This is a genomic window from Klenkia soli, assembly GCF_900103975.1.
GTDB classification, from domain to species: Bacteria; Actinomycetota; Actinomycetes; order Mycobacteriales; family Geodermatophilaceae; genus Klenkia; species Klenkia soli.
In genome coordinates this window covers 58,580-82,740 of the sequence record NZ_FNIR01000003.1, presented here as the reverse complement: position 1 = coordinate 82,740, position 24,161 = coordinate 58,580, and the positions used below count along the sequence as shown (strand labels likewise).

Annotated in this window: 23 protein-coding genes and 1 pseudogene; 9 read left to right on the top strand and 15 right to left on the bottom strand. The window is 74.7% G+C overall.

The window, feature by feature from the left end:
- Positions 1-283: 283 nt before the first annotated feature.
- Positions 284-949: a TetR/AcrR family transcriptional regulator gene (locus tag BLS67_RS05240; RefSeq protein WP_207500315.1), complete on the bottom strand. Its 666-nt coding sequence runs from the start codon at positions 947-949 to the stop codon at positions 284-286.
- 218 nt (positions 950-1,167) lie between these two features.
- Between BLS67_RS05240 and BLS67_RS05235 the strand changes: the two are divergent.
- A pseudogene (locus BLS67_RS05235) lies at positions 1,168-2,682 on the top strand (PucR family transcriptional regulator); the annotation flags it as partial.
- Between the two features lie 35 nt (positions 2,683-2,717).
- Here BLS67_RS05235 and BLS67_RS24335 read toward each other — a convergent pair.
- The 7 genes from BLS67_RS24335 to BLS67_RS05200 are packed head-to-tail and all read right to left on the bottom strand — an operon-like array spanning position 2,718 to position 10,145.
- Positions 2,718-3,182: a DUF3237 family protein gene (locus BLS67_RS24335; protein WP_091240984.1), complete on the bottom strand. Its 465-nt coding sequence runs from the start codon at positions 3,180-3,182 to the stop codon at positions 2,718-2,720.
- Complete coding sequence (locus tag BLS67_RS05225; protein ID WP_091240981.1) at positions 3,179-4,807, bottom strand: CocE/NonD family hydrolase; 1,629 nt, start codon at positions 4,805-4,807, stop codon at positions 3,179-3,181. Before BLS67_RS05225 ends, BLS67_RS24335 begins: the two co-directional genes overlap by 4 nt.
- Before the next feature lie 22 nt (positions 4,808-4,829).
- The gene (locus BLS67_RS05220; protein ID WP_091241874.1) at positions 4,830-5,657 is read right to left on the bottom strand and encodes an ABC transporter ATP-binding protein; all 828 of its coding nucleotides are present in this window, start codon (positions 5,655-5,657) and stop codon (positions 4,830-4,832) included.
- Positions 5,654-6,640 carry an ABC transporter ATP-binding protein gene (locus tag BLS67_RS05215; protein ID WP_091240977.1) on the bottom strand — a complete coding sequence of 329 codons (987 nt, stop codon included), beginning with the start codon at positions 6,638-6,640 and terminating at the stop codon, positions 5,654-5,656. The genes BLS67_RS05220 and BLS67_RS05215 overlap by 4 nt, the downstream gene beginning before the upstream one ends.
- Positions 6,637-7,506, bottom strand: a complete 870-nt coding sequence (locus tag BLS67_RS05210) for an ABC transporter permease (protein WP_091240973.1) — start codon at positions 7,504-7,506, stop codon at positions 6,637-6,639. Before BLS67_RS05210 ends, BLS67_RS05215 begins: the two co-directional genes overlap by 4 nt.
- Positions 7,503-8,465, bottom strand: a complete 963-nt coding sequence (locus BLS67_RS05205) for an ABC transporter permease (protein ID WP_091240970.1) — start codon at positions 8,463-8,465, stop codon at positions 7,503-7,505. Before BLS67_RS05205 ends, BLS67_RS05210 begins: the two co-directional genes overlap by 4 nt.
- A 27-nt stretch (positions 8,466-8,492) precedes the next feature.
- Entirely contained in the window at positions 8,493-10,145 is a 1,653-nt protein-coding gene (locus BLS67_RS05200; protein ID WP_165617479.1) for an ABC transporter substrate-binding protein, read from the bottom strand.
- Between the two features lie 193 nt (positions 10,146-10,338).
- Here BLS67_RS05200 and BLS67_RS05195 point away from each other — a divergent pair, with 193 nt between their 5' ends.
- Positions 10,339-11,769 (top strand): amidase, encoded by a 1,431-nt coding sequence (locus BLS67_RS05195; RefSeq protein ID WP_091241871.1) that lies wholly within the window; start codon positions 10,339-10,341, stop codon positions 11,767-11,769.
- 76 nt (positions 11,770-11,845) lie between these two features.
- Here the strand turns inward: BLS67_RS05195 and BLS67_RS05190 are convergent, their stop codons facing one another.
- Complete coding sequence (locus tag BLS67_RS05190; RefSeq protein ID WP_278247115.1) at positions 11,846-12,340, bottom strand: aldo/keto reductase; 495 nt, start codon at positions 12,338-12,340, stop codon at positions 11,846-11,848.
- 337 nt (positions 12,341-12,677) lie between these two features.
- On the opposite strand from BLS67_RS05190, the gene BLS67_RS05185 reads away from it, so the two are divergent.
- Positions 12,678-12,980, top strand: a complete 303-nt coding sequence (locus BLS67_RS05185) for a winged helix-turn-helix transcriptional regulator (protein ID WP_242653842.1) — start codon at positions 12,678-12,680, stop codon at positions 12,978-12,980.
- 27 nt (positions 12,981-13,007) lie between these two features.
- Positions 13,008-13,160 (top strand): mycothiol transferase, encoded by a 153-nt coding sequence (locus BLS67_RS24690; protein WP_091241864.1) that lies wholly within the window; start codon positions 13,008-13,010, stop codon positions 13,158-13,160.
- 31 nt (positions 13,161-13,191) lie between these two features.
- On the opposite strand, the gene solA is transcribed toward BLS67_RS24690, so the two are convergent.
- On the bottom strand, positions 13,192-14,358 hold the full coding sequence (gene solA / locus BLS67_RS05175; protein WP_091240963.1) for an N-methyl-L-tryptophan oxidase: 1,167 nt from the start codon (positions 14,356-14,358) through the stop codon (positions 13,192-13,194).
- Positions 14,359-14,475: 117 nt separating this feature from the next.
- The gene (locus BLS67_RS05170) at positions 14,476-15,414 is read right to left on the bottom strand and encodes an EamA family transporter (RefSeq protein WP_242653841.1); all 939 of its coding nucleotides are present in this window, start codon (positions 15,412-15,414) and stop codon (positions 14,476-14,478) included.
- 86 nt (positions 15,415-15,500) lie between these two features.
- On the opposite strand from BLS67_RS05170, the gene pdxR reads away from it, so the two are divergent.
- Both pdxR and BLS67_RS05160 read left to right on the top strand, forming a co-directional pair.
- The gene (pdxR, locus tag BLS67_RS05165; protein ID WP_091240961.1) at positions 15,501-16,919 is read left to right on the top strand and encodes a MocR-like pyridoxine biosynthesis transcription factor PdxR; all 1,419 of its coding nucleotides are present in this window, start codon (positions 15,501-15,503) and stop codon (positions 16,917-16,919) included.
- A gap of 64 nt (positions 16,920-16,983) precedes the next feature.
- Positions 16,984-17,997: a zinc-dependent alcohol dehydrogenase family protein gene (locus tag BLS67_RS05160; RefSeq protein ID WP_091240958.1), complete on the top strand. Its 1,014-nt coding sequence runs from the start codon at positions 16,984-16,986 to the stop codon at positions 17,995-17,997.
- 48 nt (positions 17,998-18,045) lie between these two features.
- On the opposite strand, the gene BLS67_RS05155 is transcribed toward BLS67_RS05160, so the two are convergent.
- The 3 genes from BLS67_RS05155 to BLS67_RS05145 form a co-directional block, all read right to left on the bottom strand.
- Entirely contained in the window at positions 18,046-18,873 is an 828-nt protein-coding gene (locus tag BLS67_RS05155; RefSeq protein WP_091240955.1) for an aldo/keto reductase, read from the bottom strand.
- A 44-nt stretch (positions 18,874-18,917) separates the two neighbouring features.
- Positions 18,918-19,802 carry an aldo/keto reductase gene (locus BLS67_RS05150; protein WP_091241858.1) on the bottom strand — a complete coding sequence of 295 codons (885 nt, stop codon included), beginning with the start codon at positions 19,800-19,802 and terminating at the stop codon, positions 18,918-18,920.
- 68 nt (positions 19,803-19,870) lie between these two features.
- Positions 19,871-21,304, bottom strand: a complete 1,434-nt coding sequence (locus BLS67_RS05145; protein WP_207500312.1) for an MFS transporter — start codon at positions 21,302-21,304, stop codon at positions 19,871-19,873.
- Between the two features lie 101 nt (positions 21,305-21,405).
- Between BLS67_RS05145 and BLS67_RS05140 the strand changes: the two genes are divergently transcribed.
- Both BLS67_RS05140 and BLS67_RS05135 read left to right on the top strand, forming a co-directional pair.
- Positions 21,406-22,293 (top strand): helix-turn-helix transcriptional regulator, encoded by an 888-nt coding sequence (locus BLS67_RS05140; protein WP_091240952.1) that lies wholly within the window; start codon positions 21,406-21,408, stop codon positions 22,291-22,293.
- Between the two features lie 23 nt (positions 22,294-22,316).
- The gene (locus BLS67_RS05135; protein WP_091240947.1) at positions 22,317-22,727 is read left to right on the top strand and encodes a (R)-mandelonitrile lyase; all 411 of its coding nucleotides are present in this window, start codon (positions 22,317-22,319) and stop codon (positions 22,725-22,727) included.
- Between the two features lie 19 nt (positions 22,728-22,746).
- Here BLS67_RS05135 and BLS67_RS05130 read toward each other — a convergent pair whose 3' ends face one another.
- Positions 22,747-23,700, bottom strand: a complete 954-nt coding sequence (locus BLS67_RS05130) for an NmrA/HSCARG family protein (RefSeq protein WP_091240944.1) — start codon at positions 23,698-23,700, stop codon at positions 22,747-22,749.
- 90 nt (positions 23,701-23,790) lie between these two features.
- On the opposite strand from BLS67_RS05130, the gene BLS67_RS05125 reads away from it, so the two are divergent.
- Positions 23,791-24,105 (top strand): winged helix-turn-helix transcriptional regulator, encoded by a 315-nt coding sequence (locus BLS67_RS05125; protein WP_207500311.1) that lies wholly within the window; start codon positions 23,791-23,793, stop codon positions 24,103-24,105.
- Positions 24,106-24,161: the final 56 nt, after the last annotated feature.

The window sequence follows — 24,161 nt, the reverse complement described above, 5'->3', positions numbered from 1 at the left end:
GGCTTGTTCGGCCCGCTCGTGGCACTCCGGTGATACCGATCGTGGTCAGCTGACCGATCTCAGGACGCCGCGAAGGCAGCCGCCGGTCCGCGAGATCACCCACGCCCGAGTTGAGGGATGGAACAGACGGGGTCGGTGTCGCAGGTCTTGACCGCCGCCTGACCTGCGCACATGGCTGGCAGCGAACTACAACGACGTATCGCGGCACCGGCTCGCACGACCGCGCGCCGACAGCACCTGGACGGTGACCGAGACCCGACGGTAGGTCCGGCCGGCGCCAGGATCAGTCGGCGCGGGCACCGGTGCTCGCCGCGATGCGGTCGATGACCGCGCCGACGGCGAAGTCGAAGACCTCCCGGCTGGTCACGCCCGCGAGCTCGACGGCGTGCGCCCGGGCCACCGGCAGCTCCTCCGACGGCGCGGTCGCGTGGATCCGGGCCCAGGCCTCTGCGTCCTTCGTGGCCACCTCCGGGCCGAGCCGGGCGATGGTCGCGTTGGCGCCGCTGAGGCTGAGCAGCACTTCGACGAAGGCCCGGTAGGACAGCACCGTGCTCGCCCGGTCCAGCCCCGCCGAGCTGAGCGTGCGCAGCAGGAACTCGACCATCCGTCGTTCGCCCGGACCACCCGTGGTCCGGGCGAAGGTGGCCGCGTAGACGGCCGGGTAGGTGGTCGCCATGGTCCACGTGACGTCGGCGACTGCCAGCAGGGTCTGCTGCCAGGTCGCCCCCGGCGGCACCTCGCGGACGGCCTCCCAAGCGAGCATCTCGGCGCGGTCCATGCAGGCCAGCAGCAGGTCGTCCTTGTCCCGGAAGTGCCGGTAGAAGGCCGTCGCGTCGACCCCGAGCTCTGCGCCGAGCTTGCGCAGGGTCAGGGCCGGAGCACCGTCGCGCTCGATGATCTGCAGCGCCTGCCCCACGATCGCCTCCGGGCTCAGGGTTCGCTCGCCCACCGCCCTGCTCCTGGCTGGTGCTGGCACCTGACCTGCTCCTCACAACACGGGACGTTGCCGGCACATTACTTCGTCAACAGCGTTGACAACACAGTTGCGTGACGGTGGACTGCCGGTGACCAACCCGTGAGGAGACCCACGTGACCGCCCTCCTGCCCGCCGCTCCTCCGCACGTCGCACCGACCGGTCCGGGGCTCACCGTGGCCACGGCACTGGACATGGCTGCCCTGCGGTCCGGTGACCCGGTCGTGGTCGCCGGTCGCGCCGGGCTCGGTCGCCTCGTGCACTGGGTGCACACCACCGAGCTAGCCGACGTCGGTCCGCTGCTGCGCGGAGGTGACCTGGTGCTCAGCACGGGCATCGCGCTGCCCGAGTCCTGCACGGACCTCGAGCTCTTCGTCCGCGGGCTGGAGGCCAGCGACGCCGCCGGCCTCGTCATCGAGCTGGGCCGCCGGTGGACCATCGTGCCACCGGCCCTGGTCGACATGTGCGATGAGCTCGCCCTGCCGCTGGTCGCGCTGCGGCGGGAGGTCCGGTTCGCCGCCGTCGCCCAAGCCGTGGGCGAGCGGCTGGTGCACGGGCAACTCACCGAGCTGCGGGCCGTCCAGCGGGTGCACGACGCCTTCACCGACCTCAGCCTCGCCGAGGCCGGCCCCGACCAGGTGCTGGACGCCGTCCTGCAGCTGGTCGGGTGCACCGTCGTCCTGGAGGACGCCCATCACCGGTTGCTGGACTACCGGCTCGGCCCCGGGGACACCGCCACCCACCTGGCCGACTGGCACAGCCGATCCCGGGCGTGCCCCCTGGAGGCCCGGACCACCTGGGACCCCGCCGCCGGCTGGCTGCTCACCCGCGTGGGCCGCGCCGACCGCGCCTGGGGGCGGCTCGTGCTGCACAGCCCTCAGCAGCCGGCCGCCTGCGCGGTCGCCGCCCTCGAACGCGCGGCCGCCGCGCTGACGGTGCACAGCCTGCACGACCGGCGCCGGGACAGCATGGTGCGCAGGACCCACGCCGAGCTGCTGGCGGGGCTGTCGGTCGACCCGACCGCGCCGGACCTGGTCCGTCGGTGCGAGCTGATCGGGGTGCCGCTGACCCGGCGCACCCTCGTCGGGGTCACCGCCCGCCCGGTGGCCCGCGCGGGCGGCGACCCGCTGCGGGCCGACGACGTCGCCACGGTGCTCGCCGCACTGGTGCACGCGGCCGCCGAGGAACGGGTGCCTGCGCTGGTGGCCGTCCTCGACGGGCAGGTCCGGGCGCTGCTGTCGATCGACCCGGGTGCCGACGCCGACCCCGTGGTCGACGCGCTGGCCGCCCGGGTGCTGCGCCGGCACGACGTCGTCGTCGGTGCCGGTCAGGTCACCAGCTCGGCCGGCGGGGTGGCCCGCACGCTCGGGGAGTCCCAGCACGTGGTCGACTCCCTCGGGCCGGCGCCGACTGGCAGCGGGGTGCACCGGATGCAGGACGTGCACCTGCGCGGGCTGCTGTCGATGCTGGCCGAGGACGACCGGCTGCTGCACTTCGTGTCCCGCGAGCTCGACCCCCTGCGCGAGCACGACGCCCGGTGGGGCACCTGCCTGCTGGACGCCGTCCGGGCGCTGGTGCGGTACCCGGGCAGCAAGTCCGAGGCCGCCGCCAGCCTGCACGTGTCCCGGCCGGCGTTCTACGACCGGCTGGCGAAGGTTGAGCGCGTGCTGGGCGTGCACCTCGACGACCCCGACATCCGGGTGTCGCTGCACACCGCAGTGGTGGCCGACGAGGTGCTGGGCCGTCAGGCCAGCTCGAAGAACCGGATGCAGACCTTGCCCTCCTCGCCCCGGGCCATGCCCACGAACACCGACCGGGTCAGCCAGGCGTGGACGGCGGCGTCGGTCTGGAACCGGGGCGAGGTCCGGTAGTAGTACTCGGACTCGTCGACGTCCTCGCCGGCCTCGACCCGGGCGTCGACCTCGGGGTCGGCGCGCCAGAACCCCACGTTGAGGATGTCGATGACGGCGCCGTCGGATGCCTCGAGCAGGTAGCGGGCGTCCAGGGTGGTCTCCCCCGCGCGGGTGGTCGACCAGTCGCCGCCGTACGGCAGCACGCGACCGGTGAGCCGGGGACCCTCGACGGTGCCGCCGGTGATCGGGGTGAACCAGACCTCCTCGTGCTCCCCCCGGCCGATCCGGAGGGACGGGGCGATCTCGACCTTCGCCTCGAAGGCGAAGGTGAGCCGGGGTTCGGGGCGCTGCGTCACGGGGTCTCCTGGGTGTCGTCGATCAGCGGGGTGCGGACGGTGAGGTGCAGGACGCTGCCGCCGGGATCGCCCAGCAGCACGGTCTGGGCCGAGGGCAGCGACGTGGTCGCCTCCCAGGGGTCGGAGCCGTCACCCGGGTCGGGCACGTAGTCGGGGACGTCGCTGCTCATGAGCTGGACGGCGATCCGGTGCCCCGGCCGCAGCCGGTGGGACAGGGACAGCAGGTCCAGCTGCACCGGCCCCTCGGAGCGGTCACCGGCGAGGTGGACCTGGGTCTTCATGAGCAGCGCATGGCTGCCGTCCGGGGCGACGTCCAGCAGCCGCGCGAACAGGTCGGTGCTGACCGACGTCGTCGCCAGCGCGACCTCCAGCCGGGCCGGGCCGACCAGGTCCACCGGCTCGCGCACCGGCTCGCCGGGCAGGTGCAGCACGTCGGGCCGCACCGCGACGGCGGCCAGGTCGGGGTGCAGCACGAGGCGGGCGAACGGGTCCGGCGCGGCAGAGGGCACCAGGTGTTCCGGGTCGTGCCGCCAGGACAGCTCGGCCGGCAGACCGGGGTGCTCCTGCAGCGACGGCCCGGCGCCGCCCCGGGCCAGCCAGAGCCGTCGGGGCTCGGTGTCGGCCGGCGGCCACGCATCCGCGGTCAGCGTCGGCCCGTGCACGACCTCGTACCGGACCCGCGGGGTGGCGAGCGGGCCGCCGCCCAGCACGTCGTCGAAGAAGTCCAGCGCGGGGTCGAGCACCCGGGCGACGTCGAAGTCGGCCCCGGCCGGGTCGTCGACGTGGTTGTTCTCGTGGTCGAGGGCATCCAGCCGGATCCGGACCGCCGGGGCCCAGGCGGGGTCGGCCAGCAGGCGGCGGAGGTCGTGCCAGGAGTAGTGCGCGCAGTTGTCGAACAGCCCGACGGTGAACAGCACGGGCACCGGCGGTGCCGCGAGCAGCTGCTCGATCGAGGGCCCGGCGAAGACGACGCCGGTGCGGCCGCGCTCGGCGTCGTAGCCGGCCGACCGTCGTCCGACGGCCGCGAAGAACGCGTCGAAGGGTGCGCGGAGCGGCCGGACGGTCCAGTCCACCGGCCACTCGTAGGCGTCGCGGTCCAGGTACCAGGAGGAGAGGTACAGCGTCCGCGCCGTGGCCTCGACGTCCGGGAGGCCGCCGGGGTGCACCACCTCCCGGGACAGCAGCGTGCCGGTCAGCCGGGGGGCGATCGCCCGCAGCGCGGGGTGCCCGGCCGCCGCAGCCGCGAGCGTGGTCATCCCGAAGTAGGAGTCTCCCCAGGCCAGCACCCGGCCGTCGCACCACGGCTGGTCGGCGGTCCAGGCGACGGTGTCGTGACCGTCGTCCACCTCGTGCACGCCGAACTCGGTGACCCCGCCGGAGCGGAACTTCCCGCGGACGTCCTGCACCAGCACCGTGTAGCCCCTGGCGTTCGCGTGCCGCGCCACCTCGGCCATGTGGCAGTACTCGCCGTCCTTGTCGTAGGGCAGCCGTACGACGACGACGGGGTGCGCGCCGGGCCCGGCGCGGTACAGGTCGGCGGCCAGCTGCACGCCGTCCCGCATGGGGACGGCGACCTCGGTCGCGTCGGCCGGGACGGGGCCGGGGGTCAGGACGTCGATCTGCACGGTGCTCCTCTGCGTGGTGGGGTCAGCCGCGGTCGGCGGGTGCCAGGGCCCGGTTGGCCGCGGCGACCGCCGCCGGGTCCCAGCCCGGCGCCGGGACCGACGCCAGCAGCAGCTGCGTGTAGGGGTGCCGCGGAGCGCTGAGCACCTGCTCGGTCCCGCCCTCCTCCACCACCGCGCCGTGCCGCATCACCAGCACGGTGTCGGTGGCGTACCGGACGACGGCGAGGTCGTGGCTGACGAACACGTAGGACACCCCGGTGTCGCGGCGGATCCGGTCCAGCAGGGTGAGCACCTGCGCCTGGATGGAGACGTCGAGGGCCGCGACGGCCTCGTCCAGCACCAGCACCCGGGGCTCGATGCCCAGCGCGCGGGCGATCGCGGCCCGCTGGCGCTGCCCGCCGGAGAGGTCGCGGGGCAGCGCGGCGGCGTTGCGGGTGCTGAGCCCGACCTGGTCGCAGAGCGTGGCCACGGTCGCGCGGATGCGGGCCCGGTCGCCGTGCCCGTGCAGGCGCAGCGGTTCGGCGATCGACTCCTCGACGGTCAGCCGCGGGTCGAAGGACAGGTAGGGGTCCTGGAAGATCATCTGGATGCTGCGGGCGCGACGACGTCGGTCGCGGCGGGAGGGCGTGGTGACGTCCTCGCCGTCCAGCAGCACCTGACCGGCGGTCGCCCGCTCCAGGCCGACCAGGATCCGCGCGGTCGTCGTCTTGCCCGAGCCGGACTCCCCCACGATCCCCAGCGAGCCACCCCGCTCGAGGGTGAAGTCCACGCCGTCGATGGCGACGGCCGAGCCGTAGGTCTTCCGCAACCCGGTTACCTGCAGCACCGGGCCCGTCTCCGTGCCGCTCATGCCCACGCCTCCCGTCCCGGTCGCAGGCAGGCCGCGTCGGACCCGCCGTGCCGGCGCAGCGCCGGCACCTCCTCGGCGCACGCGTCGTCCGCCTCGGTGCAGCGGTCCCGGAACGAGCAGCCCGACGGCGTCTCGGCCAGCGCCAGCGGCCGCCCGGGGACGGCCCGCAGCGCCGCCCGGGGGCCGTGCAGTCCGGGGTGGGCGTCGAGCAGGGCCGCGGTGTACGGGTGGGCCGGGGACCGGAAGAGCTCGTCCCCGGCGGCGACCTCGACGACCCGGCCGGCGTACATCACCACCACCCGGTCGCAGACCGCGGCGGCCAGGGTGAGGTCGTGGGTCACGAAGACCATGCCCATGCCGGCCTCCGCCTGCATCGAGGTCAGCAGGGAGACGACCTCGGCCTGGGTGGTCACGTCCAGCGCGGTGGTCGGCTCGTCGGCCAGCAGCAGACGGGGGTTGGTCGACAGCGCGCCGGCGATGACCACCCGCTGCAGCATGCCGCCGGAGAACTCCCCGGGGTGCCGGCGCATCGCCCGCGCCGGTTCCCGGATGCCGACCCGCTCCAGCAGCTCGACGGCGCGGGCTCGTGCCTGCCGACGGTCGACACCGCCGGCCCGCAGCCCCTCGACCAGGTGCGCGCCGATGGTGCGGGAGCCGTTGACCGAGGCCCGTGGGTCCTGGAACACCATGGCCGCGGTGTGCCGCCGCAGCTCGCGGAGCTCGCCCCGTCCGGCGGACAGCACGTCGAGCCCGTCGACCGTGACCCGCCCGGCGGTCCGCGCCCGGCGCGGGGTCAGGCCCAGCGCGGTCCGGATGGTGAGGGACTTGCCCGAACCGGACTCCCCCACCAACCCGACGGTCTCCCCGGGCCGGACGACGAGCCCGACGTCGGCCAGCAGCGGCACCGGACCGTCGTGCCCGGGCACGGACAGCGACAGGCCCTCGACCTCCAGGACCGGCCGCGGGTCGACGGTGGTGGTCATGCGCGCTCCCGATCGGTGCGGCCGACGGAGCTGCCGAGGTGCTCCCCGAGCAGGTTGACCGCGATCACGGTCAGCAGGACCGTGACGCCGGGGACGATCGCGCTGGCCGGCAGACCCTGCAGGATCGCGGGCTGCGCCTGGGCGATCATCGAGCCCCAGTCCGACTCCGGCGGCCGCACACCCAGGCCCAGGAAGGACAGCGTGGCCAGGTCGATCAGCGCGTACCCGAAGGCGAGCGCGGCCTGCGCGGCGAGCGCCGGTGCCAGGTTGGGCAGCAGGTGCCGCAGCGTCACCCAGGTGGTGCTGAAGCCCATCACGGCGTAGCTCTCCACGTAGGCCCGGGAGCCCTCCTGCACCGCGAGGCTGCGCACCACCCGGCCGACGAAGGGCGTGTAGGCGATCGACAGCGCCACCATCGGGGCGGCGAGACCGGCCCCGAACACCGCGACGGCGAGCATCGCGAGCAGCAGGCTGGGGAAGGCGAACGCGATGTCCATGGTGCGGGACAGCAGGAGGTCGGCCCAGCGCGGACCTCGGGCAGCGACCAGCCCGACGGCCACCCCCAGCACGGTGGAGGCCAGCACGACCCCGAGCGGGGCCAGCAGCGACAGCCGGGCGCCGTACAGCAACCGCGAGAGCACGTCGCGGCCGGTCGAGTCGGTGCCCAGCAGGTGCCCGGGCGACCCGGGCGGCAGCAGCGAGTCCAGCAGGCTGGTCGCGTCCGGCGAGTAGGGCGCGAGCAGGGGCGCCGCGACCGCGGCGACCACCACCACTGCCAGGAAGACGGCGGCGCCGACGACGGCCACCGGGCCGCGGCGGTTCCGCCGCACCCGGCGGGCGCGCAGCGCGGGGACGGTGAGGGTCACCGGGTCACCGCCGGCCGCAGCTGGGGGTCCAGGACCGGCAGCAGCAGGTCGACGGCCGTGCTGATCACGACGAACACGACGACGGCGAGCAGCGACACGGCCTGCACCACCGGGAAGTCCTGCCGGGACACCGAGCTGACCAGGAAGGCCCCGATGCCGTTGATGCCGAAGGCGGTCTCGACCACCGCGGTGCCCACGAACAGGCTCGCCAGCAGCAGCCCGACGACCGTGACCACCGGCCCGAGCGAGTTCCGCACCACGTGCCGCCGGAGCACCGCCGCCCGCCCCACGCCCCGGCTGCGGGCCACCTCGACGTGCTCGCGGCGCAGCTGGTCGGCGAAGGCCGCCTGGCCGACCCGGGCCAGCACGCCGAACGCCGCGATCGCCATGGCGACGGCAGGCAGGGTCAGGTGCCAGACCCGGTCCAGGAACCCGCTGCCGGCCCCGGTCACCGGGAACCAGCCCAGACCGACGGAGAACACCGCCAGCAGCACGATCACCGCCACGAACGGCGGGGTGGCCGCGGCGCCGCTGGTGAGGACGGTGGCCAGGGTCGCCGTCCGTCGGCCGGCGACCGCCGAGACCACCGCGACGCCGAGCCCGAGGACGACGGTGACCACCGCGGCGTAGCCGATGAGCGCGAGCGAGACCGGCAGCCGGCTGGCCAGCAGGGAGTTCACGCTGTCCTGGTAGACCGAGGAGGTGCCCAGGTCGAACCGGGCGACGTGGCCCGCCCAGTCCAGGTAGCCGGCCACGAACCCCTTGTCCAGGCCGTAGGTCTGCCGCAGCACGTCCAGCTGGCTCTCGGTGAGCCGCTTGCCGCCGGTGAGGGTGGCCAGCGGATCGCCGGGCACCAGCTGGAGGGCTGCGTAGACCACCACCGAGGCGACGACCACCGTCCCCGATGCCCCGGCCAGCCGGCCCAGCACCCATCGGGTCGTCCCTGCGCGCACCGTCATCACCCCCTCCCGCTCTGGTGGCCGGGCTCAGACGCCGCCGAGCTGGGTCAGCCAGGGCGTGTAGAAGTAGCTCTGCCGCGGGACCAGACCGGTCAGGTCGCTGCCGTGGTAGACCGAGGTGTCGGGCTGCACCACCGGCATGACCACGCCGGCGTCCAGGATGATCGCCTGCGCCCGGGTGACCAGGTCGGCCCGCTCGTCGTCGTCGGTGGTGGTCTGCGCCTGCGCGATGAGGGCGTCGTAGTCGGCGTTGCTCCAGCCCCCGAAGTTGTAGAAGGACCCGGTGGCGAAGAACTGGTAGTAGGTCAGCGGTTCCGGGGTGTCCAGGTAGCCGGTCGAGAGCAGCGCGTCGACACCCTGCCGGGAGTCCGGCGAGGTGAAGAAGGCCCCGAACTCCGGCGGCGACAGCGGCTTGAGCTGCACGTCCATGCCGCCCTGGTTGGCGGCGTCGGCGATGGCGGTGGCCGAACGGGTGTCCTCGTCGGAGGCCGCCAGGTAGGCCAGCGTGACCGGCTGCGTCGCGGCCTCGTCGTCCGCGGTGATCTCGGCGACCCGGTCGAGGTCCTGGGCCGGCTCGGGCAGCGCGTCGTAGGCCGCCTCGTAGGTGTCGGTCGAGTAGCCGTACGCCGACGGCGGGACCAGGGCCTTCAACGGCTGCGCCGTGCCGCGGTACACGGACTGGCTGATGCCCTGGTAGTCCACGGCTTCCCGCAGCGCCTCGCGGGCCTCGGGGTCGCCCAGCGGCCCGGTGAGGTCGGTGACGCTGATGAAGGACGTCTGCAGGCTCTCGCCGAACAGCAGGTCGCCGGACTCCGACAGCTGGTCGTAGGCCGAGGTCGGGATGATCCACTGGCCGTCGGTCTCGCCGCTGCGCAGCGAGGCGATCTGCGCCGAGGGGTCGGTGACGAAGGTGAAGGTCGCCTTGTCCACCCGCGGGGTCACGTCGGTGTTCCACCAGTCCGGGTTGCGGGTCAGCACGATGTCCTGGCCCTGGGTCCAGCTGTCCAGCTCGTAGGGCCCGGTGCACATCAGCCCGCCCCCGGCCGTGCCGAACGCGGCGCCGGCCTGCTCGGCGTACGCCTTCTCGACCACCACGAACGCCGGCAGCGCGAACACGCCCTCGACCAGCGGGTCGGGCCGGTTCAGCGTGACCGTGACGGTGTCGGGCGAGGTGACGGCGACCGACTGCAGGTTGATCGCCCACGCGGCCCACGGCGAGGCGTTGGCCGGGTCCAGCACCCGGTCGATGCTGTAGACGACGTCCTCGGCGGTGACCGGCGCGCCGTCCCAGAAGGTGACGCCCTGGCGGAGGGTGAACACGTAGGTCAGGTCGTCCGGGTGGTCGACGGACTCGGCCAGCGCCGGCTGCAACCCGTAGTCGGCGTCGTAGGTGAACAGGCCCTCGCAGACGTTCCCGACGACGGTGCTGATGTTCTCCAGGGCCGACTGCGCCGGGTCCAGCGTCGGCGGCTCGCCGGTGGCCAGGTTCCAGGTCACCTCGGCGACGTCGGTGGTCGGCGCCGGGACGTCGGTGGTGATCTTGGCGTCGAAGGCGCTGCCGGCTCCCCCGCCCGAGGACGGCGAGGAGCAGGCGGCCAGCGTCGCCACCGTCGCCACGGCGGCGACCGCCAGGCCCCGCCGGCGGGGGGTGGATCGGGTGGTCGGGACTGACGACTTCATGGGGTCTCCGCTCGTCGAGGAGGCGGACCACCTACGGCCCACGTTCTGGCTCCATCCAAGGAGGGACCGTGCCGCCGGACGGGTTGCAGATCGTCGGAAGTGTCGCCGTCCCCGTGACAGATCGCCAGGCCCACCTCGTCGGGACACCCCGTGGGATGGAGCGGACGCCCGTCGCCCGCCCGAGGAGACCACCATGGACCAGCCCCGTCCCGAGACGACCCCGCTCTGGCAGTGGTCCGCCGCCGACCTCGCCCGCGGCATCGCCGACCGCACGATCACCTCGCGGGAGGCGGTGACCAGCTGCCTGGAGCGGATCGAGGCGGTCAACCCGGTGCTGAACGCCCTGGTCGAGGTCTCGGCGGAGGAGGCCCTGGCCTCGGCGGACGTCGCCGACCAGATGGTGGCCCACGGCCGGCACCTGGGTCCGCTGCACGGCGTCCCGGTCTCGATCAAGGACAACACCGACGAGGTGGGCCACCCCAACACCGGCGGCGTCGTCGCGCACGCCGACCACGTGGCCACCACCGACGCGGCGAGCACGGCCGCCCTGCGACGGGCCGGCGCGGTGCTGGTGGGCCGCAGCAACGTGCCGGCGTTCTCGTTCCGGTGGGTGACCGACAACGAGCTGCACGGCCGGACGCTGAACCCCTGGGACGCCGACCGGACCCCGGGCGGGTCCAGCGGCGGCGCCGCCGCGGCGGTGGCCAGCGGGATGGTGCCGGTGGCGCACGGCAACGACATCGGCGGCTCGATCCGCTACCCGTCCTTCGCCTGCGGGCTCACCGGCCTGCGCCCCACCACCGGGCGGCTGGCCTCCTCCGGCACCGACGGGATGGACTTCCCGCTGTCGGCCACCCTGTTCGCCGTCGAGGGCCCGCTGGCCCGCTGCAACGAGGACCTGCGGCTGGCCTACGCCGCGATGCTCGGCGCCGACAGCCGGGATGCCTTCCAGGCCCACGGGGCCACCCCGACCCCGGCCCGTCGGCCGCGCCGCATCGGCCTGGTCCGCAGCGTCGGGGTCGCCGACCCCACCCCCGAGGTGGACCGAGCGCTGGACGACGCCGCAGCCGCGCTGCGGGACGGCGGCTACACCGTCGAGGACGTCGAGGTGCCCCTGCTCGCCGAGGCCTACCGGCTCTGGTACCTGCTGGCCATCGAGGAGATCCGGCTGATCCGGCCGATGATGGACGCCCTGGGCGGTGCCGGCCTGCGCACCGCGATGGACGGCGTCTACGCCGTAGCAGCGGACTGGTGGGGCACTGCCCCCAGCACCGAGGACTACATGATGGGCTACGCCCGCAGGAGCTCCCTGATCACCCGGCTGGCCGGTCTGATGGACGGGTTGCCCTACCTGGTGATGCCGGTGTCCACCGAGCAGGCCTTCCGCCAGGATGCCGACCTCACCGGCCACGACGAGTCGCGCAGGCAGGCTGCGGCGCAGTGGTCGCAGATGGCGATCCCCCTCCTGGGCTTCCCCGCCCTCGCCGCGCCGACCGGGACCGCCGGCGGACTGCCCGTCGGCGTGCAGGTGCTCGGCCGGCGCTTCGACGAGGCCGGGCTGCTGGACCTCGGTGCGGTGCTCGAGGCCCGGCTCGGCACGCTCACCCCCGTCGACGTCCGCTGATCCTGGGCGGCCGGCCCCAGGCTGACTGCCGTCGAGTTCGCCCAGGGGTGACCGGACGCCCCTGCAGACGTGCAGCTCAGCGGTCCATGCTGGCCACGTTCGCCTCGTTGTGCCGCTCGCCGGTGGCCGGGGTGAGGGCGTCGAGCCGGGCGAGCTGGTCGGCGGTGAGGACGACGCCGTCGGCGGCGGTGTTCTCCTCCACCCGGGCCACCCGGCGGGTGCCGGGGATCGGGGCGACGTCCTCGCCCTGGGCCAGCAGCCAGGCCAGTGCGACCTGGGCCGGGGTGGTGTCGACCTCGGCGCCGACGGCGCGGACCTCGTCGACCAGCCGCAGGTTGGCCTCGAAGGCCTCCCCGACGAAGCGCGGGTTGGTCTTGCGCCAGTCGTCGTCGGGGATGTCGGCCGGCGAGGTGAGCTGACCGGTCAGGAACCCGTGGCCCAGCGGCGAGTACGGCACGAACCCGATCCCAGAAACCGGCAGCGGCAGCAGCTCGACCTCGGGGTCGCGGGTCGACGGCGAGTACTCCGTCTGCAGCGCGGCGACCGGGTGCACGGAGTGGGCACGGCGGATGGTCTCCGGAAAGGCCTAGGACAGGCCGATGTGCAGCACCTTGCCCTCGGCGACCAGCTCGGCAAGGGCTCCGACGGTGTCCTCGATCGGGGTGCTCCGGTCGACCCGGCGACCCGGCGGCTCGTGCGGGCCCGCTCCGACAGCCGCCCGCAGGGGCCCACTACCAGCACCCGGGTGCCCAGCCGCAGGCGGCGCAGCGCGGAGCTGCCGTCGCCGACCTCGGCCACGGTGATCCGCAGGGTGTGCCCTGACCGCTGACCCGGCACCGGCACCTCGGCCGATCAGCGACCTGACCGCGCACCGTGCCCTGCTCGACCAGCTGCTGGACTCGTGGTCGGTGGCCGTGCTGGAGCGGCTGTGCGAGCAGCCCGAGCGCTTCAACGAGCTCCGGCGCGACATCCCGCCGATCACGCAGAAGCCGCTGGCAGCCACCCTCCGCCGGCTGGAGCGCAACGGCATCGTCGAACGGACGGTGCTCAGCACCCGCCCCGTGGCCGTCGAGTACCGCATCACGCCCCTGGGCAAGACCCTCCGCACACCGGTCGACGCCCTGCTCGGATGGATCGACGACCACGCCGCCGCCATGGCGCACGCCCGCGCCGCCTTCGACGACGGGTCGGCCACCGCCCCCGACCGCTGATAAGAGACACCCCGTGTCCACCACCGACTGGACGACAGATCTGCGACCCGCCTCGACGAGCTCCTCGAGGAGCACCGGGACCACCTGCGGAGCGCCCTCGACGGGCTCGGCGAGGAGGAGGCCCGCGCCCGCCTCGTGCCGTCGAGAACCACGCTGCTCGGGCTGCTGCATCCTTCGTGAGCGGCCCGGTACCCGGTCGGGCCGGGACGCGTCACCCAGGAGCCGGGCGCAGCGCCGCACGGGTGGGGTCGAAGAGGCCGATCGGGTGGGGCGTCGTGCCGTGCTGGGCCAGGTCGGCCAGGATCTCCCCCATCACCGGGACGAACTTGAACCCATGCCCGCTGAAGCCGCAGCCGATGGACACCTGCTCGTGCTCGGGGTGGCGTCCGACGACGAAGTGCTCGTCGGGGGTGATGGTGTACAGGCAGGTCTTGGCCTGCACCACCGGTCGGCCCAGGTGCGGGGAGAGCTGCCGGGCGCGGGCCAGGACAGCGTCGTTCTCCTCCTCGCGGACCACCCGGTCGACCGCGTCGGGGTCGGTCGGCGTCCCCACCCGGAAGAACCCGAGCTTGAACCCTCCCGACGGCCCGTCGGTCATGGGGAAGCCGTAGATCTGCTCGTTGCCGTGGGTCTGCTCGACGTAGACCGGGTGCCGGTCCTGGTCCCAGGCCACCAGCGGGACGGCGCCGGTGTCCGGGGTGAACCAGTGGAAGACCATGCGCTCGACCCGCAGCGGCAGCCGCAGCGACCCGAGCAGCTGGGGCGCCCACGCACCCGGGGTGACCACCAGGCGGTCGGCGCCGTACCGACCCTGGTCGGTGACCACCTCGACCCCGCCGCCGGGGGTCACCGACCACGACCGCACCCGCTCGCCGAACCGCAGGTCCGCCCCGGACCGCGCGGCCACCTCCGCCTGGGCGACGACGGTCTCCTCGGGCCGCACGTAGCCGGCCTCGGCCTCGTACACGGCCATCGCGTCGTCGGCCGGGTCCATCGTGGGGAACCGTTCGCGGACCTCCACCGCGGTGAGCACCTCGTGGGCGAGCCCGTGCTCGACGGCAGCCGCACGTGACCCGGCGAAGGTCGGCGACGACGGGTCGCCGATGTAGATCCCGCCGCACGTCCGCACCAGCGAACGGCCTGACTCCTCCTCGAGTTCGCGGAACCCGGCGTACGCCCGACGCAGCAGCGGGACGTAGGCCGGGTCCTCGAAGTAGGACTGCCGGATGATGCGGGTGCCGCCGTGCGCGGAGCCCTGGTCGTGCCCCGGGGTGAAGGTCTCCAGGCCCAGCACCCGCATACCACGGCCGGCCAGCGTCCGGCAGGTGGCCCCGCCCATCGAGCCCACACCGACCACGACGACGTCGTACGACTCCATGCCACCCCTCCCGGCGAGAGGGGCAGCCACGCCGTGCCCCACGGGACCGTCCTACCGCACGCGCCCCCGGCGTCCGCGCCGGCCTCGAGCCCCCGGCTCCGGTCGACGGACCACGATTCAGCGGGCGACCTCGACCGGGGCTGCGGTGGCCCCCGTGAGCGCGTCGTCCGCCGGACGCGCCAGGCCGACGACGAGCCCGGTCGCGACGACGAGGATGCCCACCCACACCGCCGGCCCCGGCCACGGTTCGCCGAGGGCCACCCCGACGGCGGCCGCGGCGACGGGAGCGATGCCGGTCAGCAGGCCGGCGCGCCCGGCACCCAACCGGGCCACCGCCCCGTACCAGCAGACGAAGGCCAGCGCGGTGACCCCGAGGGACAGGTAGGCGCCCGCCGCGAGCTCGGGCCACCCCAGCCGGTTCAGCGCGAGGGGGCCCTCGGTGACCACACCGAGCACGCCGAAGGCGGCGGCCGCCATCCAGGTGGTGTGCACCGAGACCCCCCACGGACCGAGCCGGCCCAGGACCGGGACGGCGAGCAGCGTGAACGCGGCCTCGCAGACCAGCACCACGACCGCCCAGGCCACCCCGACCGCATCCGCGCGACCGAACCCGACCACCAGCACCGCGCCGGCCGTCACCAGCCCGGCGGCCAGCCACACGGCCCCACCCGTCGTCCGGCCGTCCAGAAGGGGTCCCAGCAGCGCCAGCACTAGCGGCACGCTGGCCACCGCCACCCCGAACACCGCCGGCTCGGCGTGCCGGGCCCCGTGGACGAGGGCGACGTTGAACACGACCAGCCCCGCGACCGCTACCCCGGCCAGCCACGCCCACTCGCGGCCGCGGGGCCGCAGCACCCGGCGGCGGCTCACCCGGGCGAGCCCGGCCAGCACGGCGGCGGCCAGGGCGTAGCGCAGCGCCTGGACGGTGGACGACGGAGAGCCCACGAGCAGCGCGGACACCGCCGCCGAGCCCCCGACGAAGACCATGGCCGTGCACCCACCCAGCACTGCTCCGGCGGTGCGGCGGACATCGAGGTCTTGCCCGGGCGTGGTCACCGGCCCACCATGCAGACAGCAGTGGACCGACCACCAGGACCAATCGGTCGCCGTCCAGATGGACCAATCGACCGAGGGGTGGGGACGTGGCCGGGTCGGACTTCCTCCAGCTGGACATCGGCCAGGCACCGCCACGCGGCACCACCGACTGGCTCACCCACCGGCTGCGGACGGCGATCACCACCGGTCAGCTGTCCCCCGGCACCCTGCTCCCCTCCAGCCGCACCCTCGCCGACGAGCTGGGCATCGCCCGGGGCACGGTCGTCGAGTGCTACCAGCGGCTCGCGGAGCAGGGGCTCACCACCGCCCGCGTCGGGGACGGCACGCGCACCGCCCCGCTGGCCGCCCCGGCACCGGCTCGGACGAGGCGCACGTCGTCCCGGGCCGTCGGGCGGCGCCGCTTCCCGCTCCCGCCGGACCCCGCGATCACCCTCGACCTCACCCCGGGCCGGACCGACCTGGGCGCGTTCCCCCGGGCGGCCTGGCTGCGTGCGGAGCGCGCCGTGCTGGCCGGCCTGGGGTCGGCCGACCTGGGCTACGGCGACCCCGCCGGCCACCCCCGCCTGCGGCACGCCCTCGCCGACTGGCTGGCCCGCACCCGGGGCGTGCGGACGACGCCCGACGAGCTCGTCGTGGTCGGCGGCGTCGCCCAGACCCTGGCGCTCACCGCGCTGACCCTGCGCCGCCGCGGGCACACGAGCATCGGCGTCGAGGACCCCGGGAGCGGTGGCGCCGCCGACGAGCTGCAGCACTGGCAGCTGGACCCGGTGCCCGTGCCCGTGGACGACGACGGGCTCCGCGTCGACCGCCTCGGCGCCACGGACACCTCCGTCGTGCTGGTGACCCCCGCCCACCAGTTCCCCACCGGGGTGCTGCTCGCCCCGCACCGCCGCCGCGAACTCCTGGACTGGGCCCGGCACGGGGACCGCCTGGTGATCGAGGACGACTACGACGCCGAGCACCGCTACGACCGGCAGCCCACCCCGGCACTGCAGCCGGCCGCCCCCGACCACGTCCTGCACACCGGCTCGATGTCCAAGACCCTCGCCCCCGCCCTGCGGCTCGGCTGGGCGATCCCGCCGGCCCACCTGCTCGCGGACCTGCTCGAGGCCAAGCACGCCAGCGACCTCGGCAGCCCCGTCCTCCCCCAGCTCACCCTGGCCACGCTGCTCGCCGACGGCACCCTCGAGGGTCACCTGCGCGGCGTCCGCCGACGCAACCGGGCCCGCCGCGACGCGCTCGTCGCCGCCCTGGCCGCCCACCTCCCGCACGCGTCGATCGGGGGCATCGCCGCCGGCCTCCACCTCACCGTCACCCTGGACCACCCCGACGACACGGCGATCGCCGACCACGCCGCCCAGCTCGGCCTGCGTGTGCACGCGCTCAGCTGGCACCGCCGCACCCCGGGCCCACCGGGCCTCGTCCTCGGCTACGCGGCCCACACCCCCGACCAGCTGACCACCGCGGCCCAGCTCCTGGCCACCGCCGTCGACCGGAGCCGCTGACCACCGAGCTCGGGGGTACTGGCAGGCCCTCCCCCGGCTGCGGCCGCCGGGGTGGAATGGACGCATGCGAGGAGCCGTCATCCACGGGTCGGGGGACGTCCGCATCGAGGACCGTCCCGACCCCACCGTCATCGAACCCACCGACGCCGTCATCCGGACCGTCGCCGCCTGCGTCTGCGGCTCGGACCTGTGGCGCTACCGCGGCATCGCCGACGTCCCCCACCCCACCCCGATCGGCCACGAGTACGTCGGCGTCGTCGAGGCCGTCGGCGACGCGGTCACCACCGTGTCCGTCGGCGACTTCGTCGTCGGCGGATTCCTGCACTCGGACGGCACCTGCGCGGTGTGCCGGCACGGCCAGCACGCCAACTGCCAGCACGGCGGCGGCTACGACGGCTGCCAGGCCGAGCGCATCCGCATCCCCCACGCCGACGGCACCCTGCTGGCCACCCCCGGCCAGCCCGACGCCGACCTGGTCCCCAGCCTGCTGGCGCTCTCGGACGTGATGTGCACCGGCTGGCACGCCGCCGTCTCCGCCGGAGTGCAGGCCGGCTCCAGCGTGGTCGTGGTCGGGGACGGCGCCGTCGGCCTGTCCGGGGTGCTCGCCGCCGCGCAGCTGGGCGCCACCACGATCATCGCGATGAGCCGGCACGCCGACCGGCAGGCCATCGCCCGGGAGTTCGGCGCCACCCACGTCGTCGCCGAGCGCGGCGAGGAGGGCCTGGCACAGGTGCGGGAGCTGACCGACGGCATCGGCGCGGACTGCGTGCTGGAGTGCGTCGGCACCGAGGAGGCCCGCGCCCAGGCCGTCGCGGCCGCCCGTCCCGGCGGGATGATCGGCCTGGTCGGGGTGCCGCACGGTGACCTGCCCACCGAGGAGCTGTTCTGGGCCAACAAGGGCATCCGCGGGGGCGTCGCCCCGGTGCGCGCCTACCTCCCGCACCTGCTGGACCTGGTGTGGCGCCGGGAGATCGACCCCGGTCGGGTCTTCGACCTGACGCTCCCGCTGGAGCAGGTGGCCGAGGCCTACGCCGCGATGGACGAACGGCGCGCGATCAAGGTGCTGCTGCAGCCCTGACCCGCACGCGACGGGGCCCGGTGCCGGTGGCACCGGGCCCCGTCGTCGTCAGCGGGTGACCGTCTCGGGATCGCGGCCGCCGCGGACGCCGGTGTCCAGGGCGTCGATCGCGGTGACGTGCTGCGGGCCGAGCTCGAACCCGAACACGTCGTGGTTCTCGCGCACCCGCTCGGCCCGGAAGGACTTCGTGACCGCGGCGTCCCCGCGCTGCAGGTGCCAGCGCAGCAGCACCTGGGCAGGTGTTCGGCCCAGCTCCGCGGCGATGCCGAGGACGACGGGGTCGGCCAGCGGTCCGGGCCGGCTGCCGCCCTGCGGACCCCAGCTCGACACGCCCCCGATGGGCGACCACGCCTGGGTCACGATGCCCGCCGCCGCGTGCACCCGGCGCAGCTCGGGCTGCGCGAAGTACGGGTGCAGCTCGACCTGGTTCACCGCCGGCGTCACCGTCGTCCGCTCGGCCAGGGCAGCAAGGTGGGCGGCCGAGGCGTTGCAGATGCCGATCGCCCCCACCCGCCCCTCGGCCAGCAGCCGCTCGCACGCCCGGTAGGCGGCCACCGTGGTGTCGAAGTCCGTGGGCAGCGGCTGGTGCAGCAGGTACAGGTCGACGTGGTCGGTGCGCAACCGCGCCACGCTGGCGTCGAAGGCCCGCAGCGCCGAGTCGTACCCGTAGTCGGTGATCCACAGCTTGGTGGTCAGGAAGACCTCGCTGCGGGGCACCCCGGAGGCGGCGATGCCCTCGGCGACCTCGGCCTCGTTGCCGTAGACGGCCGCGGTGTCGACCAGTCGGAACCCGACCCGCAGGCCCGCCTCGACCGACGCCGCGGCCTGACCCGGCTCGCTCTCGATCGCCCCGACGCCGAGCCCGAGGGCGGGCATCGTCGTCCCTCCGTCGAGCGGCAGGCGGGGTCCGCCGGGAGCCGTCACGCCTCGGGGATGTCGCGGCCGAAGGCCTCGAGGGTGACCTGCTCGGGGGCGGGTCCGCCGCGCTGGCCGGTCTCCAGGGCGTCGATCGCGGCCAGCTCGTCGGCGGTCAGCTCGAAGTCGAACACGTCGATGTTCTGGGCGATGCGCTCGGGCTTGGTCGACTTGGGGATCACCTGGCGGCCCTGCTGCAGGCCCCACCGCAGCATGACCTGGGCAGCGCTCTTGCCGTGCGCCTCGCCGATCCCGACGATCGTCGGGTCGGTGAGCGCACTGGCGTGGCCGCTGTCGCGGTAGTGGGTGATGCCGCCGATCGGGGACCACGCCTGGGTCAGGATGCCGTGCTCGCGGCCGACGTCCTGCACCTCCCGCTGCTGGAAGAACGGGTGCACCTCGATCTGGTTGACCGCCGGCACGACGTCGGTGCGGTCCAGCAGCTGGGTGAGGTGCTCGACCATGAAGTTGCTGACGCCGATCGCCCGCACCTTCCCGTCGGCCAGCAGCTCCTCCAGCGCGCGGTAGGCGCCGAGGGTCTTCTCGAACTCCGAGGGCAGCGCCTGGTGCAGGATCAGCAGGTCGATCTGGTCGACGCCGAGCTTGCCGGCGCTCTTGTCGAAGCTGTGCAGCGTCTCCTCGTGCCCGAAGTCGCTGATCCAGATCTTGGTCTCGACGAACACCTCGGCGCGGTCCAGGTCGGCGGCGGCGATGGCCTCGCCGACCTCCCGCTCGTTGCCGTACGCGGCAGCGGTGTCGATGTGCCGGTAGCCGGCGGCCAGGGCCGCGGTGACCGCGTCGCGGGTCTCCTGCGGAGGGGTCTGGAACACGCCCAGGCCCAGGGCCGGGAGGGTGACGCCGTTGTTCAGGGTCAAGGTGGGGACGGTCATGCCCACCACGGTCCCCCGGGTCGCGAGGCGCTGCCAGGGCACGTCCGGACCGGTACTGCCAGTACCCCTCAGCGACCGGCGACGACGGGCTCCCGGCCGCTCCGCCCGGACGACGACGGGGTCGTGGTGGTGGCGCGCCGGGGCAGCAGCACGACGGACACCACGACCAACGCGAGTGCGAGCAGGACGGCGGAACCGGCGAGCGCGCCCTCCACCCGGGCGGCGACGGCGGCGGTGCCGGTGCGCCCTGCGCCGGCGGTCGCCGCCACCGCGGACAGCACCGCCAGGCCCAGCGCCGAGCCCAGCTGGTGGGCGGTGTTCAGCAACCCGGACGCCGCACCCGCATCGGCACCGGAGACCCGGGCGAGGGCCGCCGAGGTCAGCGGGGCGAACACCAGGCCCTGCCCGGCGCCGATCAGCACCATGGGCAACGCGATCGCGGACAGGTAGGGGTCGGTGATCCCGGCGCGGGAGAACCAGACCATGCCGGCCAGGGTCAGCGCCGTCCCCGCGGTCAGCAGCACCCCGTCACCGACCCGGGTGCGCAGCCTCGGGATGGCCAGGGCGACGGCGAAGTTCACCGCGGACATGGGCAGGAACCCCAGCCCGGCCTGCAGCGCGGTGAACCCCAGCCCGTCCTGCATCAGCTGGGTGCCGAAGAAGAAGAACCCCATCATCGCGCCCAGGTAGAGCATGCGGACGGCGTAGGCGCCCGACCGCTCGCGGTCGGCGAACAGCCGCAGCGGCATGATCGGCTGAGCCACCCGGGACTCGGTCACCACCAGGGCGACCAGCAGAGCCACGCCGACCGCCGCCGGGAGCAGCACGCGCGGTGAGGTCCACCCCGTCACGGCGGACTCGATGATCGCGAACACCAGCCCACCCATGCCCAGCGTGGCGGTCAGGGCCCCGACGACGTCGGGGCGGCCGTGCTGCCGCGGGGTCTCGACCAGCACCCTCCGGGCACCGACGACCATCGCGACCGCGATCGGGACGTTGACCAGGAACGCCGCCCGCCAGGACACCCACTCGGTCAGCGCGCCGCCGACGAGCAGGCCCAGGCTGGCCCCGATGCCGGCGGTGGCGGCGTACCAGGCCACCGCGCGGGTGCGGGCCTCCCCGTCGAAGGAGGCGGTCAGCAGCGCCAGCGAGGTCGGGGCCACGATCGCCGCGCCCACCCCCTGCACGGCCCGGGCGGCGATCATCCATGCCCCGTTCGGGGACAGCCCGATCAGCAGCGACGCCGCCCCGAACACCACCAGGCCGGCGACGAACAGCCGCCGTCGGCCCAGGACGTCCCCGGCGCGGGCGGCGAGCAGCAGCAGACCGCCGAACACCAGCACGTAGGCGTCCTGCACCCAGGACAGCTGGGTCGCCGACAGGTCCAGGCCGGCGCGGATGGCGGGCAGTCCGGTGAAGATCACCGAGTTGTCCAGCAGGATCATGAAGTAGCTGGTCAGGATGATGGCCAGCACGGCGGCCGGCTTGGTCGAGGAGGGCACCGGACCACTGCACCCCCGATCCCGCGGGTGCGGCAGCCACGGTCGATCCCGGTACTGACAGGGCCCCCCTGGCCGCGCTGGTGCTGCCTACCGTGGACGCCATGGGCTCCACCGACCTGCACGCCGAGATCCGCGACTTCCTCACGACCCGCCGCGCCCGGCTGTCCCCCGCCGAGGCCGGGTTGCCGGCCTACGGCGGCAACCGGCGGGTCAAGGGCCTGCGCCGCGAGGAGGTGGCGATGCTGGCCGGGGTCTCGGTGGACTACTACGTGCGCATGGAGCGCGGCAGCCTCGCCGGCGCCTCAGAGTCGGTGCTCGACGGCCTGGGCGACGCCCTGCGCCTGGACGAGGCCGAACGCGCACACCTGGCCGCGTTGGCCGTGGCCAGCGGCCCGGGCAGCGCCCGGCGCCGCCGCACCGCCCCGAACGGTGTCCGACCCGGTGTGCAGCAGGTGCTGGACGCGATGACCGACGCCCCGGCCTGGGTGCGCAACGGCCGCCACGACATCCTGGCCATGAACACCCTGGCCCGCGCCCTCTACGCCCCCGTCCTGGCCGACGGGCGACGCCCGGCCAACACCACCCGGTTCGTCTACCTCGACCCGGCTGCGCCCGACTTCTTCGTCGACTACGACCGCGTCGCCCGCGACGCGGCCGCCATGCTGCGGATGGAGGCCGGCCGCAACCCGCACGACCCCGACCTCATCGCCCTGGTCGGGGAGCTGTCGACCCGCTCGGAGACCTTCCGCCGCCGCTGGGCCTCGCAGGACGTCCAGTTCCACCGCTCCGGCAGCAAGCGGTTGCGGCACCCCGTCGTCGGCCAGCTCGACCTGGACTTCGAGTCCATGGAGCTGCCGTCGGCACCGGGCCTGCAGCTCAACGTCTACACCGCAGCCGCAGGCACGCCGACCGCCGACGCGCTGAAGCTGCTGGCGTCCTGGGCCGCGACCCAGGACGCGCTGCCCACCGAGGCCGCACCCGCCCGCTGACCACCCCGAGAACAGGACATCCCGTGCAGATCACCCGCAGCTCCACCGCCACCGCGAAGGGCCCCGCCGACTGGTTCACCGGCGACGTCTACATCGACGCCGTCGCCGCCGCCCCGGCCCCCTCACGGATCACCGCGAACCTGGTCCACTTCATGCCCGGCGCGCGCACCCACTGGCACCGCCACCCGCTGTCCCAGACCGTCTTCGTCACCGAGGGCGTGGGCCTGTGCCAGCGTCGTGGCGGCCCCGTCGAGGTCATCCGCCCGGGCGACCGCGTGCTGTTCGAGGCCGACGAGGAGCACTGGCACGGCGCCGCCTCCGACCGGCTGATGGTGCACCTGGCCATCAACGAGGCCGACGACGACCACGCCGTCGTCCACTGGCTGACCCCGGTCACCGACGAGGAGTACGCCACCGCCCCGGACCACGGCTGACGGGGTCCGGCGGGACCGCTCACCGCAGCGAGACGCCGCCGCTGGTCGGGCGCAGGGCTGCGTCGAGGAGAGCGGAGCCGGGTCCGGCCAGCCAGTCGTCGAACCGCAGCAGGAACGGGAAGTCGGCCCGCAGCGCGTCGAGGTCCGCGCGGCCGGCCAACCGGCCGTCGTCCACGAGTGCGGCCAGCCGACCCAGGAGCCGCTCGCGGGCGAGCACGTCGTCCGGGATCCGCCGGTACTCGACGGGTCGACCGAGGTGCCCGGCCAGGACGGCGGCGAGGGCGTCCCCGGTCAGGGCGTCACCGGCGAGCTCGACCGTCCGGCCGGCCCAGCGGGAGGGGGCGGCGAGCACCTGCGCGACCACCCGGCCGACGTCGCGTGCGGCGATGAACTGCATGGCCTGGTCGGGACGCGCCAGGAACGAGAACCGGCCGTCGGGCAGCCCGGACCCCGGGAGCAGCAGGATCTCCATGAAGGCCGCCGGCCGGATGACCGTGCTGGGGGTCGGCAGTGCGCGGACGTGCTCCTCGATCCGGGCCTTGGTGTCGACGTGCCCCACCCCGGTCGGCACCGGCCCCACGGCGTTGGCCGAGCTGTACACCAGGTGCGCCACGCCGGCCGCCTGCGCGGCGTCGGCGACGGCCAGCCCGAACCGGACCTCGTCCTCGTCGGTGACGCCCGACCCGGCCTGGCCCGAGCTCGGCTGGACGCTGAACACCCCGTGCGCGCCGGTCATGGCCGACCGCAGCGACGCCGCGTCGTCCAGGTCCCCGGGCACCACCTCGACCCCTCCCGCCGCCAGCGTCCGGGCCCGGGCGCCGGCCGGGTCCCGCACGACCGCCCGGACGGCGCGGCCCCGCTCGCGCAGCGCCCGCACCACCGCGCCGCCCTGCTGCCCGGTCGCCCCGAGGACGACGACGGGTCGGTCGCCGGGGCCGTCGTCGGAGCCGGTCGTGGACGGTGTGGTCGACATCGCTGGTCCTCCCGTGGAGTGGTGGGTCCCCGACGCTAAGCTCGGGATGCCTACCGCTCGGTAGGCATCCGGACCCACCCGGGGGCTGCCGTGCAACCGCTGAGCACCGCGGACTGCCACGTGCGGCTCGGCGTCGACCTGATCGCGCACAGCTGGGACGCCGTCGTGCTCACCGCCCTGCGCGCCGGCCCGCGCCGTCGGGTCGAGCTGCGCGCCGAGCTCGGCGGGGTCGGGGACAAGGTGCTGCACCAGTCGTTGGCCCGGCTGCGCGCCCGCGGTCTGGTCGAGCAGGTCGACCGGGCCTACCGGCTGACCGCCACCGGTGCGAGCTTCGCGGGCGGGCCGCTGCTGGCCCTGGCGCGATGGGCCGAGGAGCACGCCGCGGCGGTCACCGGCCCGGCCTGACCGGCGCGGTCACCCCGGGTCGGCGGGCCCGGGCAGGATGCCGGCGAACCGGTCGA

What these genes read in the sequence shown, in the direction of transcription:
- BLS67_RS05220 (WP_091241874.1), bottom strand. Translation starts at nt 5,657, where the DNA reads ATGAGCGGCACGGAGACGGGCCCGGTGCTGCAGGTAACCGGGTTGCGG.
- BLS67_RS05215 (WP_091240977.1), bottom strand. Translation starts at nt 6,640, where the DNA reads ATGACCACCACCGTCGACCCGCGGCCGGTCCTGGAGGTCGAGGGCCTG.
- BLS67_RS05205 (WP_091240970.1), bottom strand. Translation starts at nt 8,465, where the DNA reads ATGACGGTGCGCGCAGGGACGACCCGATGGGTGCTGGGCCGGCTGGCC.
- BLS67_RS05200 (WP_165617479.1), bottom strand. Translation starts at nt 10,145, where the DNA reads ATGAAGTCGTCAGTCCCGACCACCCGATCCACCCCCCGCCGGCGGGGC.
- BLS67_RS05195 (WP_091241871.1), top strand. Translation starts at nt 10,339, where the DNA reads ATGGACCAGCCCCGTCCCGAGACGACCCCGCTCTGGCAGTGGTCCGCC.
- solA (WP_091240963.1), bottom strand. Translation starts at nt 14,358, where the DNA reads ATGGAGTCGTACGACGTCGTCGTGGTCGGTGTGGGCTCGATGGGCGGG.
- BLS67_RS05160 (WP_091240958.1), top strand. Translation starts at nt 16,984, where the DNA reads ATGCGAGGAGCCGTCATCCACGGGTCGGGGGACGTCCGCATCGAGGAC.
- BLS67_RS05155 (WP_091240955.1), bottom strand. Translation starts at nt 18,873, where the DNA reads ATGCCCGCCCTCGGGCTCGGCGTCGGGGCGATCGAGAGCGAGCCGGGT.
- BLS67_RS05150 (WP_091241858.1), bottom strand. Translation starts at nt 19,802, where the DNA reads ATGACCGTCCCCACCTTGACCCTGAACAACGGCGTCACCCTCCCGGCC.
- BLS67_RS05140 (WP_091240952.1), top strand. Translation starts at nt 21,406, where the DNA reads ATGGGCTCCACCGACCTGCACGCCGAGATCCGCGACTTCCTCACGACC.
- BLS67_RS05130 (WP_091240944.1), bottom strand. Translation starts at nt 23,700, where the DNA reads ATGTCGACCACACCGTCCACGACCGGCTCCGACGACGGCCCCGGCGAC.